Source organism: Arabiibacter massiliensis, assembly GCF_902386925.1.
Classification (GTDB): Bacteria; Actinomycetota; Coriobacteriia; order Coriobacteriales; family Eggerthellaceae; genus Arabiibacter; species Arabiibacter massiliensis.
The window spans coordinates 1227266-1239980 of record NZ_LR698996.1 but is presented as its reverse complement, the minus strand read 5'-3'; the positions used below and the strand labels follow the sequence as shown (position 1 = coordinate 1239980).

11 protein-coding genes are annotated in these 12715 nt (G+C 64.0%); 3 read left to right on the top strand and 8 right to left on the bottom strand.

Going from position 1 to position 12715, the window contains the following annotated elements; translation table 11 throughout:
* The gene (locus FX134_RS05415; protein ID WP_172623395.1) at positions 1-1464 is read right to left on the bottom strand and encodes an FAD-dependent oxidoreductase; all 1464 of its coding nucleotides are present in this window, start codon (positions 1462-1464) and stop codon (positions 1-3) included.
* 416 nt (positions 1465-1880) lie between these two features.
* Here FX134_RS05415 and FX134_RS05410 point away from each other — a divergent pair, with 416 nt between their 5' ends.
* From FX134_RS05410 to FX134_RS05400, 3 genes are all read left to right on the top strand, one after another.
* Positions 1881-3485, top strand: a complete 1605-nt coding sequence (locus FX134_RS05410) for a helix-turn-helix transcriptional regulator (protein WP_172623394.1) — start codon at positions 1881-1883, stop codon at positions 3483-3485.
* 81 nt (positions 3486-3566) lie between these two features.
* A complete protein-coding gene (gene truA / locus FX134_RS05405; protein WP_080798727.1) occupies positions 3567-4409 on the top strand; it encodes a tRNA pseudouridine(38-40) synthase TruA in 843 nt (280 codons plus the stop codon).
* Between the two features lie 38 nt (positions 4410-4447).
* Positions 4448-5230, top strand: coding sequence for a hypothetical protein (locus FX134_RS05400; protein WP_080798725.1), 783 nt, complete (start codon positions 4448-4450; stop codon positions 5228-5230).
* 106 nt (positions 5231-5336) lie between these two features.
* Here FX134_RS05400 and FX134_RS05395 read toward each other — a convergent pair whose 3' ends face one another.
* From FX134_RS05395 to FX134_RS05365, 7 genes are all read right to left on the bottom strand, one after another.
* Entirely contained in the window at positions 5337-6260 is a 924-nt protein-coding gene (locus FX134_RS05395) for a slipin family protein (protein WP_080798722.1), read from the bottom strand.
* A 44-nt stretch (positions 6261-6304) separates the two neighbouring features.
* The gene (locus tag FX134_RS05390) at positions 6305-6754 is read right to left on the bottom strand and encodes a GntR family transcriptional regulator (protein ID WP_232050848.1); all 450 of its coding nucleotides are present in this window, start codon (positions 6752-6754) and stop codon (positions 6305-6307) included.
* Positions 6755-6792: 38 nt separating this feature from the next.
* The gene (gene nrfD, locus FX134_RS05385; protein WP_080798720.1) at positions 6793-7695 is read right to left on the bottom strand and encodes an NrfD/PsrC family molybdoenzyme membrane anchor subunit; all 903 of its coding nucleotides are present in this window, start codon (positions 7693-7695) and stop codon (positions 6793-6795) included.
* 23 nt (positions 7696-7718) lie between these two features.
* Positions 7719-8366 (bottom strand): TorD/DmsD family molecular chaperone, encoded by a 648-nt coding sequence (locus tag FX134_RS05380; protein ID WP_080798717.1) that lies wholly within the window; start codon positions 8364-8366, stop codon positions 7719-7721.
* On the bottom strand, positions 8363-8944 hold the full coding sequence (locus FX134_RS05375; RefSeq protein WP_080798714.1) for a 4Fe-4S dicluster domain-containing protein: 582 nt from the start codon (positions 8942-8944) through the stop codon (positions 8363-8365). Before FX134_RS05375 ends, FX134_RS05380 begins: the two co-directional genes overlap by 4 nt.
* A gap of 111 nt (positions 8945-9055) precedes the next feature.
* Positions 9056-9601: a 4Fe-4S dicluster domain-containing protein gene (locus FX134_RS05370; protein WP_080798708.1), complete on the bottom strand. Its 546-nt coding sequence runs from the start codon at positions 9599-9601 to the stop codon at positions 9056-9058.
* A 3-nt stretch (positions 9602-9604) separates the two neighbouring features.
* Positions 9605-12040, bottom strand: a complete 2436-nt coding sequence (locus FX134_RS05365) for a molybdopterin-containing oxidoreductase family protein (protein WP_080798705.1) — start codon at positions 12038-12040, stop codon at positions 9605-9607.
* Positions 12041-12715: the final 675 nt, after the last annotated feature.

Below are 12715 nucleotides of genomic sequence, written 5' to 3'. Positions count from 1 at the left end.
TTACTCCTCGATTCCGGCCAAACGGCGGCCGAGGAGGTAGCCGAAGGTGACGCAACGGCCCGTGCTTACGCCGGCGATGTGGTGCGGGTAGGAGTCGTAGAACATGGAGCCCGACACGTTGCCTGTGGCGTAGAGACCTCCGAGTGGGGCTCCCTCGCCATCGAGCACCTCGGACTTGTCGTTCGTCCGCAGGCCGGACACGGTGGTCAGAAGCGCACTCCCCTCATCGAACACGTAGTAGGGAGGGGTGTCGACGCGCACCATATTGTGGGGGTTCTTGTTGAAGTCCTCGTCCACGCCCTTGTCGCACATCTCGTTGTAGCGGTCGAGGGTCGCCTGGATAACCGCCTCCTCGCAGCCGATGGTCTTCGCCACCTCGGCCACGCTCGCACACTCGACCGAGTCGGCGATGAAGCCGTTCACCATGTCGTCGGGCGCGAAGGGCGCGTCTCCCATCATGCGCTGCGCCATGGGGCCTATGTTGGCGTCGCAGATGCACCAGTCATGCGCCTGATGCTGGTAGTTGATGGCGTTCGAGAGATAGTTGAGCGTGAGATCCTCGTTCACGAAGCGCACGCCGTCGTCGTTGACGCGCAGCACGCTGAGGACTGCGGCCGAGTATGCCCCTCCGCTGCGCGATCCCGACGAGTCGTTCATGACCACCTGGGGATACTCGTCTTGGGCGGCTCCAGCGGCGAGTCCCATGAGGTGGCCGTCGCCCGTGTTCGTGAACGAGGTGTTCAGGTAGGCGTACACCCGCAGGTCGCGCGGGCGGATGCGCTCGCTCATAAGCTCGGGGTTGTAGTCGTAGCTTCCCGTGGCTAAGAGCGTGCCTTTGGCGGCTTCAACTTTGATATACTCGCCGTCCTTCGTCTTTGCTATGGCGCCGACGATCCTTTCGCCGTCTTTGACCAGCTGAACCGCAGGGGTTTCGAAGCGCACGTCGGCACCGTTGTCCTGGCAGTATTGCAGCATCTGCTTGATGACCGAGTCGAATCCGGCTTCCCATTGCACCGTCGTCGCGCGCCAGTTCACGCCGTTGGCGATGCGGTCGGCTGCGGACGAGGGGCTCTGCCCGCCGCACGCGCCCTGGATGACTGTGTCTTCCAGCCAGTCGATGGCCTCGCCCGATCGGTCGATGTAGCGCTGCCATACCGTTCCGTCGCAACGATACTGCGCGGCTTCCATGGCCTCGTTGTACACATCGATCGGATCAGGGACCAGGCCTGCTTCCGTCAGCACCTTCCCTCCGATGGCGCCGATTTCCGACCCGTGGGCCGCATACGTGGTGCCCTTCTCGAGCAGGACGACGCTCAGCCCGTTCTGCAACGCGGAGGCGGTAGCGGACAATCCTCCGATGCCCGCGCCTATGACCAGAAGGTCGCACTGCAGCGTCTCCTTGACGGCATCGTCGCCGACGGGATCCGCCTCGAACGCGACGGTGCCGGGCTTGGGCTTGAGCACGTCTTCGAATTCCTCAGAGCAATACCACGTTCCCTGCTGAGCGTCCTTGATGTCGGTCGAGCTTTGGGCTTGCGCTTGGGATTGGCCTGCCCCTCCTGCTGTCGACGGGCTGCAACCGGCGATAGCCCCTGCCCCGAAGATAAGCGCGCTCGCCGCCGCTCCCTGCAAGAATGACCGGCGATTCATTGCGTTCCCCATGAAGTGTCCTTTCTCCTTGATGATTCTGGCGGCTGGTCCCCGCAAGGGCCGAGCCGATATTGCCACGATACGCAGGGCGGTGGAGTTGAGGTCGGAAGATCGTCTATGATTTTGTGAGTGCGGTGTCATACATTTTTTTATGAATCTCGACGGTGGCCGTGCGACATGCCCGGATCGGCTTGGCGTGCTTTACAATGGTCGGGGGAGGAGGTGCGGTTATGGGCAGAACGGTTAACGTGCATGAAAGCCAGACGGAGGAAGGGGGGTTCCTCGACGTCGCGGCGGGGCGCTTGCGCAAGCTGGCTTCGCAGGGGCTGCGGCCGGAGCGCTTGCTTGGCAACCTGTTTCTACGTGCGTGGAACTACCTGTTCTTTTGGACGGGGGTCTTCTTCCTTCTTTCGGGAGCGCAGGGGGATGCGTCTCCTGCCGGGGAAGTGTTTCTCGTGTCTGCGACCGTGTTCGTGGCGGTGTCTTTTCTTTGCGCGGCTCGGCAGGATCAGATGGAGGCGTTCGCAGGCCTGCATCCCCGTCTGTTCGCATGCGTCGCTGCCGCAGCTGTGGCGACGGGCTCGTTTTTCACCTTGTTCGCTTCTGCTGGCTCTTGGGCGGGTGCGATGTGCTTGGTGACCGCCGGCGCGTTGACGGGCGCAGGTACGGCGCTGCTCGACATCGGGTGGGGTTGGCCTTATGCGAGAACGGGGGCTGCATCGTCGTCTATCGAGGTGCCGCTCGCGTTTTTCGTCGCATCGCTTTTCATTCCTCTGTCAAGCATCGTGCCCGGGTGGATCTGCGTCGCCGTCGCCTTGCTGCTCCCCTTCGCCTCCGCGATTCTTCTTGCGCGCTGCCTCGTGGGGAGTGCTGAGGAAGAAGGCGATGGGCCCGTAAGCGCGGAAGCGGCCGGCGGCGTGTCGAAAAGCCGTCGACCCGTGCCGATGAGCCGCAGGCGCCTTCTGGTCAAGATATCCCTCGTGTCCTTCATCGTGGGGATTTGCAACACGCTCATGCCTGCTGTGTTCTCCATCAGCAACCAGAGTCCGACGTATTCATTCGTCATGCCCGCTGCCACAGCGTTCTCGCTCTTGCTGTTCCTCGGCATCCTCGCTTTCTCCAGGAGACTTGACTTCATATTCGCCTACAAACCCGTTCTGCTGTTCATGATCGTCGGGTACCTCCTGCTCATACCCCTGAAGGGCAGCCTTGCGCAGCTGTGCCTCATCACCGCGAGCTACACGTGCTTCAATGTGTTGAACTGGCTGCTCTTGGCTGACGTCTGTCGGCGGTTCGGCTTGCCCGTCGTCCTCTGCTTCGGTTTAGGTCGCGGCGCACTCGTCGGTGGGAGCATCGCGGGGACGCTGCTCGTTCCCGTCTTGAACATGGTTTTCGCGGATACGCTCGACGTGGCCGACGTAGGCGTCGTGTTCTGCGTGATCTGCATGCTCGTCAGCTATCTTTTCGTGCTTACCGAGAAGGATGTCGCGTTCCTCTCCGGATCGGCCTATTCTCTCCATGAGGGGCTGAGCATGGAGGAGAAGGCCCTTTTGATCCGGCGTCGGCAGATGATAGAGGCATGCGATCTCCTTGCTTCGCGCTACGATCTGGGCGAACGGGCGCGCGATGTGCTCGTATGCCTTGCGCAGGGCTATACCGTGAGCGAGATAGAGGAAGATCTTTTCATGGCGAAGGGCACGGTGAACACGCACATGCACCGTATCTATCAGAAGCTTGACGTGCACAAGCGCAAAGAGCTCATGAAACGCGTCGAGGAGTGCATCAGCGATCTTGACGACTTAGCGCGCACGAAGTTCGATGTGCGAATTTCCTAAGCACGTGGGTTTTAAACAGTTTGGCAAGCGGATTGCGGCTCAGTCTTGCGGACCGGGCCGCTTCGTTTATCATAACGGGCTATGAATACGCAAACCATCACCCCCACACCCGCGCGCGAGCGCGAAGCGACGGCCGCAAGCGCCGCCGAACGTCCCGTGCGCGACCACACCCTCGCGCTCACCGTGTCCTACAACGGCGCGCCCTTCGCCGGCTTCGCCCGCCAACCGGGGCAGCTCACCGTGCAGGGCGACCTCGAGGACGCCCTGCGCCTGCTGTTCAAGCGCGACATCGAGACGACGTGCGCCGGCCGCACCGACGCCGGCGTCCACGCGCTCGGCCAGGTGGTGAGCTTCGACGTGAACGACGTCGACCTCGGCGGGCGCTCGCTGCCCTCCCTGCGCCGCTCGCTCAACGCGCTCACGCACGACGCCATCAGCGTGCGCGAGGTGGAGCCGAAGAAGCTCGGCTTCTCGGCGCGCTTCGACGCCCAGGCGCGCGAGTACCACTACCACCTGTGCGTGGACTCCACGAGCCCCATCTTCATGAAGGACTTCTCGTGGTTCGTGCCCGGCGGGCTGGACATCTCGGCCATGGAGGCCGGCGCGAAGCACCTGCTCGGCGAGCACGACTTCAAGAGCTTCTGCATGGCGGCCTCGGCGGAGGGCAAGCCGACGCACCGCAACATACGCGAGATATCGTTCCATCCCGAAACGGTGATGGGCGAGAACATCATGGCCATCAAGGTGGTGGGCAATGCGTTCCTCCACTCGATGGTGCGCACCATCGTGGGCACGCTCGTGTGCGTGGGGCGCGGCCAGCGCGACGCCGACTGGGTGAAGCAGGTGCTCGAAGCGTGCGACCGCCGCGAGGCGGGGGAAAACGCCCCTGCTCAGGGGCTCGTGTTCTGGCGGGTCATCTACTGACGTGCTACAATGGGCCCCTTGAGGAGAAGGCGGCTTGAATGTTCGGTAAATCGACGGAGAAGCGCGTGCTGCGCGAGGCGGACAAGATCGTGTCCTTGAAAGAGGACATGGACGCGCTCTCGTGGGGCCGCGTGCTGGAAATAGGGAAATCGCTTGAGGACGCGGATGACGGCGGCCGCGCCGAGTACGCGCGCGAGCTCGTGACGATCGCGCAGTCCAATCTGTCGCTGTGCACGCGGCTCGGCATCGATCCCGCGCCTGCGTCGCCGCGCGTGATGGCGTCGGGTATCGAGGTGCTCGAAGGGGGCCTGGCCGACGCGGCGCTCGAGAAGGCGGCGGAGGCCGAGGAACCGGAGGAGCGAGTGATCGAGGTGCCGCACATCCCCGTGCCCGTGCGCGTGGCGGAGCCGAGCGAGACGGACTTCGAAGCTGCCGCCGTGCGCCACGAGCTTGAGCTGGTAGCCGAGAACGACCCCGACGAGGAAGACTTCGAAGAAGCCTCGAGAGCCGTGGAACCCGAACCCGAGCCCCCGGTTGTCATCCTGAGCGAGCAAAGCGAGTCGAAGGATCCCGTGCGGCGTCAGCCGGAACCCGAACCGGAACCCGAACCGGAACCCGAACCCGAACCTTCTCCTGAGCCCGCTCCTGCCCCTGAACCCGAGGTTGAACCGCAGCCCGCTCCCGCACCTGCCCCCGCGCCCCCGGCCAAGCGCCGGTTCGCGCGGTTCCGCCACCTCTACGAGAGCCGCGACGGCGGCTTATGCGTCTTCGAGGACGAGCACGGCCACCTGGTGGCCGTCGACGCCTCCAAGCTCGCCTGACCTTCGCTGCGCCGTCGATCTTCGCTCCGAAAACACGCCTCACGCGCTGAGGCATGTTTTCGGAGCGAAGATGCGTCCGTGCCGCCGCCGCGCGTTGCGCCGCCGGTTACTCCTTGCCGAAGCCTTTGATGTTGTTAAAGGCCTCGCCGAAGGCGCTCGGGGCGATGACCAGGCCGCCCTTGTCTTTCACGCTCTCGTAGATGAGGTTCATGGTGCGCAACTGCATGGCCTTGTCGTTCTCGTCGTAGACGGCCGCGGCGGCTACGAACATCTCGGAGATGTCCTGCTCGATCTCGGCTAGCAGCAGGCGCGCGTTGCGCTCGCGCTCGGCCTGGGCCTCCTTGGACATGGCGTCCTGCAGCTCCTTGGGGATGGCGATGTCGCGGATCTCCACCGACACCACGGTGATGCCCCAGGCGCGGGTCTTCTCGTCGAGGATCTCCTTGATCTCGTTGTCCAGCTGCTCGCGGCGCGTGGCCACCTCGGCCAGGTTGATGCGGCCGATCGCGTCGCGCAGCGCGGTCTGCGCCGCCCACCAGATGGCCGACGAGTAGTCCTCCACCTCGGTGCAGGCGTCCTCGGGGTTCCACACCATCCAGAACAGCACCGAGTCGATGTCGAGCGGCACGAGGTCGGCCGTGAGCGCCTCCTCCGCCGTGAAGGGCGTCGTGATGATGCGCTGATCGACGCGCGCGGCGGTATGCTCGACGATGGGGATCATGAAGTACACGCCCGGCCCCGCCACGCGGTTCAGCCTGCCGAGGCGCAGCACGACGGCGCGCTCCCACTGCGGGATGATGCGGATGCTGCACGTGAGCAGCAGTCCGAACAGCACGGCCGCGATGATGACGGGCACCGACACGACGCGCCAGAACGCCGCGAGCACCGCCCCCGCGCCCAGCAGGAACAGCGTGAGCGAGAACAGGTACACGCCGTTGCGCGACGTCTTCTTGCTCTTGGGCGCTCCGAACTGCATGGGCGAGTTCGGCGTCGCCTCGACGGCTGCTTGCTTGCGATTCTTGTTGCGCATGGCAGGTTCCTTCCCCTCGATCCCCTCAGCCTTCCGGCCCGTGCTCAGCGCCGCTTCGTCCCCTCGAGCTTCTCGATCTGCTCGTGCACGAGCTGGAGGATGTCCTCGGGCTCCATGCCCTTGCCGAGCGCGTTCTGGACGAAGTCGACCGCGAGGGCCTCCATCTCGCCGTCGTCGGCCGAGTAGTCGATGTCGCGGATGTCGGACACGAACGTGCCCTTGCCGCGCTTGGTGAAGATGAAGCCGTCGCGCTCGAGGTCCTGGTAGACTTTGAGAACGGTGTTGTAGTTCACGCCCAGCTGCACCGAGAGGTCGCGCACGGAGGGCAGCCGCTCGTCTTTGCGGTACTTGCCGGACGTGATCAGGTAGATGAGGCGTTTGCGGATCTGGATCCAAATGGGCACGCTGCCGCGCTCGTCCACGTGGAACGTGCCCAGCGCGTCGACCGCGCTCTCCTCTGTCGCGTATAAACTATCAGCCATGTCGTCGTACATGGTACCATGGCTCGAATCGATCGAGGGGTATGCCGCGCTCATCCCCAAAAAGTCACTCCGCCGAGGTCGATGGCGCTGTAGCGCACGGTGGCCAGCAGCAGCGCGTAACGAAGGCAGAGCCCTCCCGCCAGCGAGCACAGCGCGCCGGCCGCGTACGACGGCGAATCCGGATGGAGCAGATGGGCCGCCTCCGCCGCGAGCGGCGCCGCGAGGCCGACGCCCACCGCGCCCAGCCAGAAGAGCCCCGCCTGGTCGCCGAGCAGAAGCGCGTCGGTCGACGCGGAGGCGAGTCCCCCCTGGGCGACGGACGCCGCGACGAACGCCGTCAGCACCGCACACTCGAAGACGAGCAGGGCCACGTCGAGCTTCACGAGGGCGGGCACGCCGGCGGCGATCTCGTCCCGTTCCTGCAGCGCGAAGCCGAACAGCAGCACGATGGCCACGCCCGCCGAGAGCGACGACGCCACGAACAGCGCAGGCACCAGCGGCGAATGGAGGAAGGGGATGGTGGGAAACGTCGAGAGGTACAGCCCCGAGTACACGACGACGAAGCAGGCCGACAGCGTGGCGAGCACCTGCAGGACGGCCTCGGATGCGCGCGTGAAGGCGTTGTCCGCCAGATTGCCCGCGACCAGCGCGCCGATGGAGCATGCGCAGAACAGGCCCACGGACCACGAGCCCAAGGTGAGCAGGCTGGTGGAGGCGGTGGCGAACACCCGCAGTGCGCGCTCGGGCGAGCCGAGGTCCGCCAGCAGGAACACCGCTCCCAGGACCACCGCCACGGGCCCGAGGACGAGCCCTCCCTCGGCCAGCGGCTCGAGGCGCGCGAGCCATCCGTCGCTGCGGAAGCGGCAGGCGAGGTCGACCGCCGCGCCCACGAGGAAGGCCCCGCCGCCGGCGCCGGCCAAAAACAGGTACCAGACGATGAACGAGTTGACCACGGCCGCTCAGCCTCGCATCGCGATCAGGCGGCGTCTTCGGCCAGGGCGGCCCGCTCGGCGTCCAGGTACGATTCGGTGAGCTCCACGACGCCTCGGTAGAACGGCGTGCGCGCCCGTTTCCGCACGTCGTCGCAGAAGGCGGGCAGCCAGTTGGCCAGATGTCCGGCGAAGAAGCCGCGCTGCACCTCGCGGCAGCGGAGCGCCCCCTCGGCGTCGCCGGACGCGAGCGCGTCGAGCTCCTTGCGGCACATGCGCCCCATGAACTCCAGCTCGAAGGCGACGTGGTCCTCCGGCAGGCGGACGTCCGACGCCACGGCGAAGCCCTCGGCGCGGAACACGCGCCGCACGTCGTCGCGCGCCTCCTGCATGAGAAGGTGCAGCTCGCTCGTGTACACCGACTCATAGGGGGCCACGGGCGAGGCGCTCATCCCTAAGAAGATGCGCGCGTACTCGGCGGCCAGGTCCTTCCTGACCTCCTCGAGGTCGGCCTCGGCGAGCGAGGCCGCGAACGCGCCCATCTCGCCTTCGAGCGCGGGCGGCTCGTCGCGCAGGCGCTCGAGGAACTCCGCGTTCACTTCCTGCAGGTAGGCCATCGACAGGAACGCGCAGGCGAGCTCGCGCTCTTCCAGCAGCTCCCGCGCGGCGTCGGCGGCGCACGATGCGTTGCTCATGAAACGTCCTTCCCCTCGTCCAGCGCGGCAGGCGCCGGTTGATTCCTCCGGGCGACGTACACCGATGGCGCGGTGTCGCCCTCCATCCTCTGGCCGCCCTTCGCGGCGGCGAGCGCGGCCATATCCTCAAGCCTGCCGAAGCGCAGCGCCCTCGTGGGGCACGTGGCCACGCAGCGCGGCTCCTCGTCGGGCTTGCGTCCCAGGCCGAGGCACCCGTCGCACTTGTCCATGACCTTCTTGGCGCCGTAGCGCGGCACGTCGAACGGGCAGGCGAGCGCGCAGCTGCGGCACCCGATGCAGATGCCCTTGTCCACCACCACGAGCCCGTCCTCCTCGCGCTTGGTCACCGCCTGAACCGGGCACACCGCCGTGCAGGCGGGGTTCTCGCAATGCATGCACGAAAGCGAGGTGAACGTGCGCTCGACGTGGGGGAACGTTCCCGTGCACGACTCGTGCACGGTGCGGCGCATCCACGTGCCGGCGCGCATTCCGTGCCACTGCTGGCAGGCCACCTCGCAGGCGTAGCATTTCACGCAGCGCGTCGTGTCGACGAAGAAGCCGTACTGATGCGCGGCCATGTCCCCCTCCTTTCCCCTTCGCCTTGGAGCATAGCCGAGACGAGCGTCTTTGAAAAGGGCGGGGAGCCCGAACAGGCCGCTTCGGGCTCCCCGGCGTCCGCGCGTTTCCGCCTACGCCCTCGCGACGTACACCGAGGGCTTCGTCTCGCCTTCCAGCTGCGAGCCGCCCTTTGCCTTGGCGAGCTCGGCCATGTCGGCGAGCGTGCCGAAGTGAAGCGCCTTGGTGGGGCACGTGTTCACGCAGCGCGGCGCTTCGTCGGCCTCGCGCCCCAAGGTGAGGCACATATCGCACTTGTCCATCTTGAGGCCGCCGTCCTCCGCCTCGAGATACTGCGGCACGTCGAACGGGCAGGCCGCCGAGCACGTCTTGCATCCGATGCACTTCTCGCGGTCGACGATGACCGCGCCGTCCTCCTCGCGTTTGCCGATGGCGCCCTGCGGGCACTTCTCGACGCATGCGGGATTCTCGCAGTGCATGCAGGAAAGCGAGGTGAACGTGCGCGTGACGTTGGGGAACGTGCCCGCGCACTCCTCCTGCACCGTGCGGCGGTGCACCGTGTTCGCCTTGAGCTCGTGCCACTGCTGGCACGCCACCTCGCAGGCGTAGCATTTCACGCAGCGCGTCGAATCGACGAAGAATCCGTATTGCTCAGCCATCGTCTACCCCTCCCACTTGCTGATCTTGACAAGGGTCTGCTTCGCCATGGCGGAATGGAACGGATCGAAGTTCTTCATGGTCGCGTCGTAGAGGTTGTTCACTTCCGATCCGCCGTCGAAGCAGCCGTACCCGGGTTCATCGAGCTCCTGGCAGTCCTGCCACCAGCCGCGCTTGCCCATGATCACCTCGGGCGATATGCCCTCGAAGTACTCGGCCACCATCTTGATCCACCCGTGCGGTGACCCGATCTTCATCCAGTCGCCGTCTTCGATGCCGTACTTCTTGGCGGTGGCCGGGTTGATCTTCACCCACGGCTTGCGGTTGCGCTCGCGCAGATAGGGGACGTTGCCGAAGTAGCTGTGGACGCTCAACCGATGCGCATGCACGTCCGAGAAGATGAGCGGGTACTCCTTGGCGATCTCCGGCGTTTCCGCGATGCCCTCCGGGGGACCCTGATAAACGGGAAGGTAGCTCAGCTCGCCGTCGTCTCGGTTGTTCGGCTGGCCGCCGATGATCTCGTTGTAGCATTGCACTTTGCCGTTCGGAAGATCCTTGAAAAGCTCTTCGTAATTCTGGTACGGCGGCTCCGTGGGGACGGCACCGTCTTCTCGCTTGAAGAAGATGTACCCCTTTTCGCGCAGCTCTTCGAGGGTGATTCCCGTCGGTTCGAGTTGCTCGCGGAGCGCTTGGTCGAAATCGCCGTTCCAGAAGTCCTCGCCCCAACCCATCTTCACGGCGAGGTCGCAGTAGAAACGCCAATCGGAGCGGCTCTCGCCCAAGGGCTCGGCGATCTTCTGCTCGATGCCGATAAACGTGCCCTCGGGCATGTTGCGAGCGCCTATCTGACAGCTGTCTTCGAAGCGCGTGCATGCGGGCAGTACGTAATCGGCGAAATCGCATGAAGGGTTCCAGCACGTGTCCATCACGAAGAAGAAATCGAGCTTCTTCAAGGCCTCCGCGACCATCTTGGGCTGCCTGGTTTGCGACAGGGGATTGGTGCTGTGGGCGAAGATGCTTTTCAGCTCGTAAGGCTCGCCCGAGAGGAGGGCTTGCATCGCCCGGTTAAGGGCGGACGTCGGTTCTTTGAAGTTGCCCGCTTTCGACCATGTTTCAGGATTCTGATACCATCGAGGGAACTCGGGTGCTACTAGCTTCGAGCGGCTCGGAGCCCAGCCGTTAGCTGTGTCCTCCTCGTAAACAGGGAGCCTATCAGCAAGCGTGGGGATATTGAAAGAGCCGATAGGCACGATGGGTTTCGGCATCTGCATGCGACTGCCTCCGCCGCCCGGTACATCCAAATTCCCGGTGATCGCTTCGATCAGGTTGATGCATATGCATTGCCAGTTGCCATCGTTGGCTTCGTCGCCTCCGCTGTTGCCGTATTGGATGGCCATTGGCTTCATGGTTCCCATCATGCGCGCGACTCTCGTTATCTGCTCTTCCGAGATGCCGGTGATCGGCGCCGCCCATGAGGGAGGGAACTGCTTCACATGCTCGGCGAACATGTCGAATCCGTTGCACCAGTTTTCGCAGAACTCATGGTCATACAGATCTTCTTCGATGATGACGTTGAGGAAAGCGAGTGCAAGCGCAAGGTCGGTACCGGGGCGCACGGGAACCCACTCGGCCGCATGCGTTGCGAGCGGATCGAGCATGGGGCGAATGTCTATGAATTGAAGGCCCTTTTCCATCGCCTCGAATCGGACGACGGGCCGAGCGTCGTCCACATTGTTCATGGCGGAGTTCTCGCCGTTCACGCCCCAGCTAACTAAGAGCTTGGTCTTGTCGAGCTGTCCGGACATCGTTCCAGCTCCGAGTCCGACCGCGATATGCTGGCTCGAAACGATTTGAGTCACGCAGATCGCGCTATGCAAGTAATTGGGGCTTCCGTAAACATTGAGGAAACGACGTCCTAGCTGTTGAACGAACTTGCACGCCTGCGGCGAAAAGGCCGCGTACGATTCGGGGCCGTACTTCTCGCGGTTCTCGAGGAGCTTCGCGGCGATCCCCTCAAGCGCCTCGTCCCAGGTGCAACGCTCGAACTTTCCTTCGCCCTTCTCGCCGACGCGCTTCATCGGATATTCGAGGCGCGCGGGATTGTAGAGCGTCTGCATCGCGGAGTTGCCTTTGGCGCACAGCGTCTTGCAACCGTATCCCCAGTTGTTGCCGGCTTCCGGGTTGCCCTCAACGTGCACCCATTTGCCGTCTTTCAGATAGTTGTTCGTCGCGCAGAACGTCTTCGCGGGGCCGCACATATAGCACCAGGAATGTTTGACTTCGAGCGCGTCCAGGTCGATCGCCTCCACCTCCGGGATGGCGGGGGACGCCTCGGGGGTCGTCTCCTCCATCGGTTTGGGCGCGCAGCCGCTGAGCGCCGCCAGGGCTCCGAGCGCCGCAGCGCCTTCGAGGAACCTGCGCCTCGTCAGATCATGCCTCATCTCTCCTCCTTGTCCTCACCCTCCGTAAGACACGTGTGGATCGGGGGACGGCTCTGCGCCGCCTCCCAGGATTCGGCCGAATCTCTTGAGCTACATAGTAGCATAGTAGTCTATGACACACAAACACTTAAACTATTCTACTTTGAGGATGAAGAGAGATGCACCGTGCCGTCGAGACGGCCTTCAAGTCACAGTTTTGGCCGCTCTGAAGTGATTTCGATCGATCGAAGGGCTTTTCCGAAGGCATTGCGAAATATCAGAAAGCGTTCGCCCAGGTCGGAGATAGTAGGCAGCCTGGATCGATCCTACACGGGCTTCAGAGCGGCCAAAACTGTGACTTGAAGAGGCTAAAAACGCGAAGAGGCCTTTGCTGATAATGACGCCATACCCGTCCTGCATCATCCAGCGTCATCCGAGCCGAGATCCTGCGTGCGTCAAATCGACGGCTGTGCGAGCTGTTGCACAAGCCTAACTCATATGACGAGCCAACGCGCTTCTTGCGACCAGGCGAAACGCACGCATAAGAGCTCGAATCGCAAGTTAGATGCCTGAAACACCTCGCACAGCCGTCGATTTGCTGCAGATCGTCTCGTCACCGTGAAACTGCCCTTGACATGATACCTCTTGTCGTCCTGAGCGGAGCGCGCAGCGCGGGATCCTTCGACTCGCTTCGCT

Bases quoted from the DNA above. Each gene is read 5' to 3' on its own strand.
- FX134_RS05410 (WP_172623394.1), top strand. From the start codon at position 1,881: ATGGGCAGAACGGTTAACGTGCATGAAAGCCAGACGGAGGAAGGGGGG.
- truA (WP_080798727.1), top strand. From the start codon at position 3,567: ATGAATACGCAAACCATCACCCCCACACCCGCGCGCGAGCGCGAAGCG.
- FX134_RS05400 (WP_080798725.1), top strand. From the start codon at position 4,448: ATGTTCGGTAAATCGACGGAGAAGCGCGTGCTGCGCGAGGCGGACAAG.
- FX134_RS05395 (WP_080798722.1), bottom strand. From the start codon at position 6,260: ATGCGCAACAAGAATCGCAAGCAAGCAGCCGTCGAGGCGACGCCGAAC.
- FX134_RS05390 (WP_232050848.1), bottom strand. From the start codon at position 6,754: ATGTACGACGACATGGCTGATAGTTTATACGCGACAGAGGAGAGCGCG.
- FX134_RS05380 (WP_080798717.1), bottom strand. From the start codon at position 8,366: ATGAGCAACGCATCGTGCGCCGCCGACGCCGCGCGGGAGCTGCTGGAA.
- FX134_RS05375 (WP_080798714.1), bottom strand. From the start codon at position 8,944: ATGGCCGCGCATCAGTACGGCTTCTTCGTCGACACGACGCGCTGCGTG.
- FX134_RS05370 (WP_080798708.1), bottom strand. From the start codon at position 9,601: ATGGCTGAGCAATACGGATTCTTCGTCGATTCGACGCGCTGCGTGAAA.
- FX134_RS05365 (WP_080798705.1), bottom strand. From the start codon at position 12,040: ATGAGGCATGATCTGACGAGGCGCAGGTTCCTCGAAGGCGCTGCGGCG.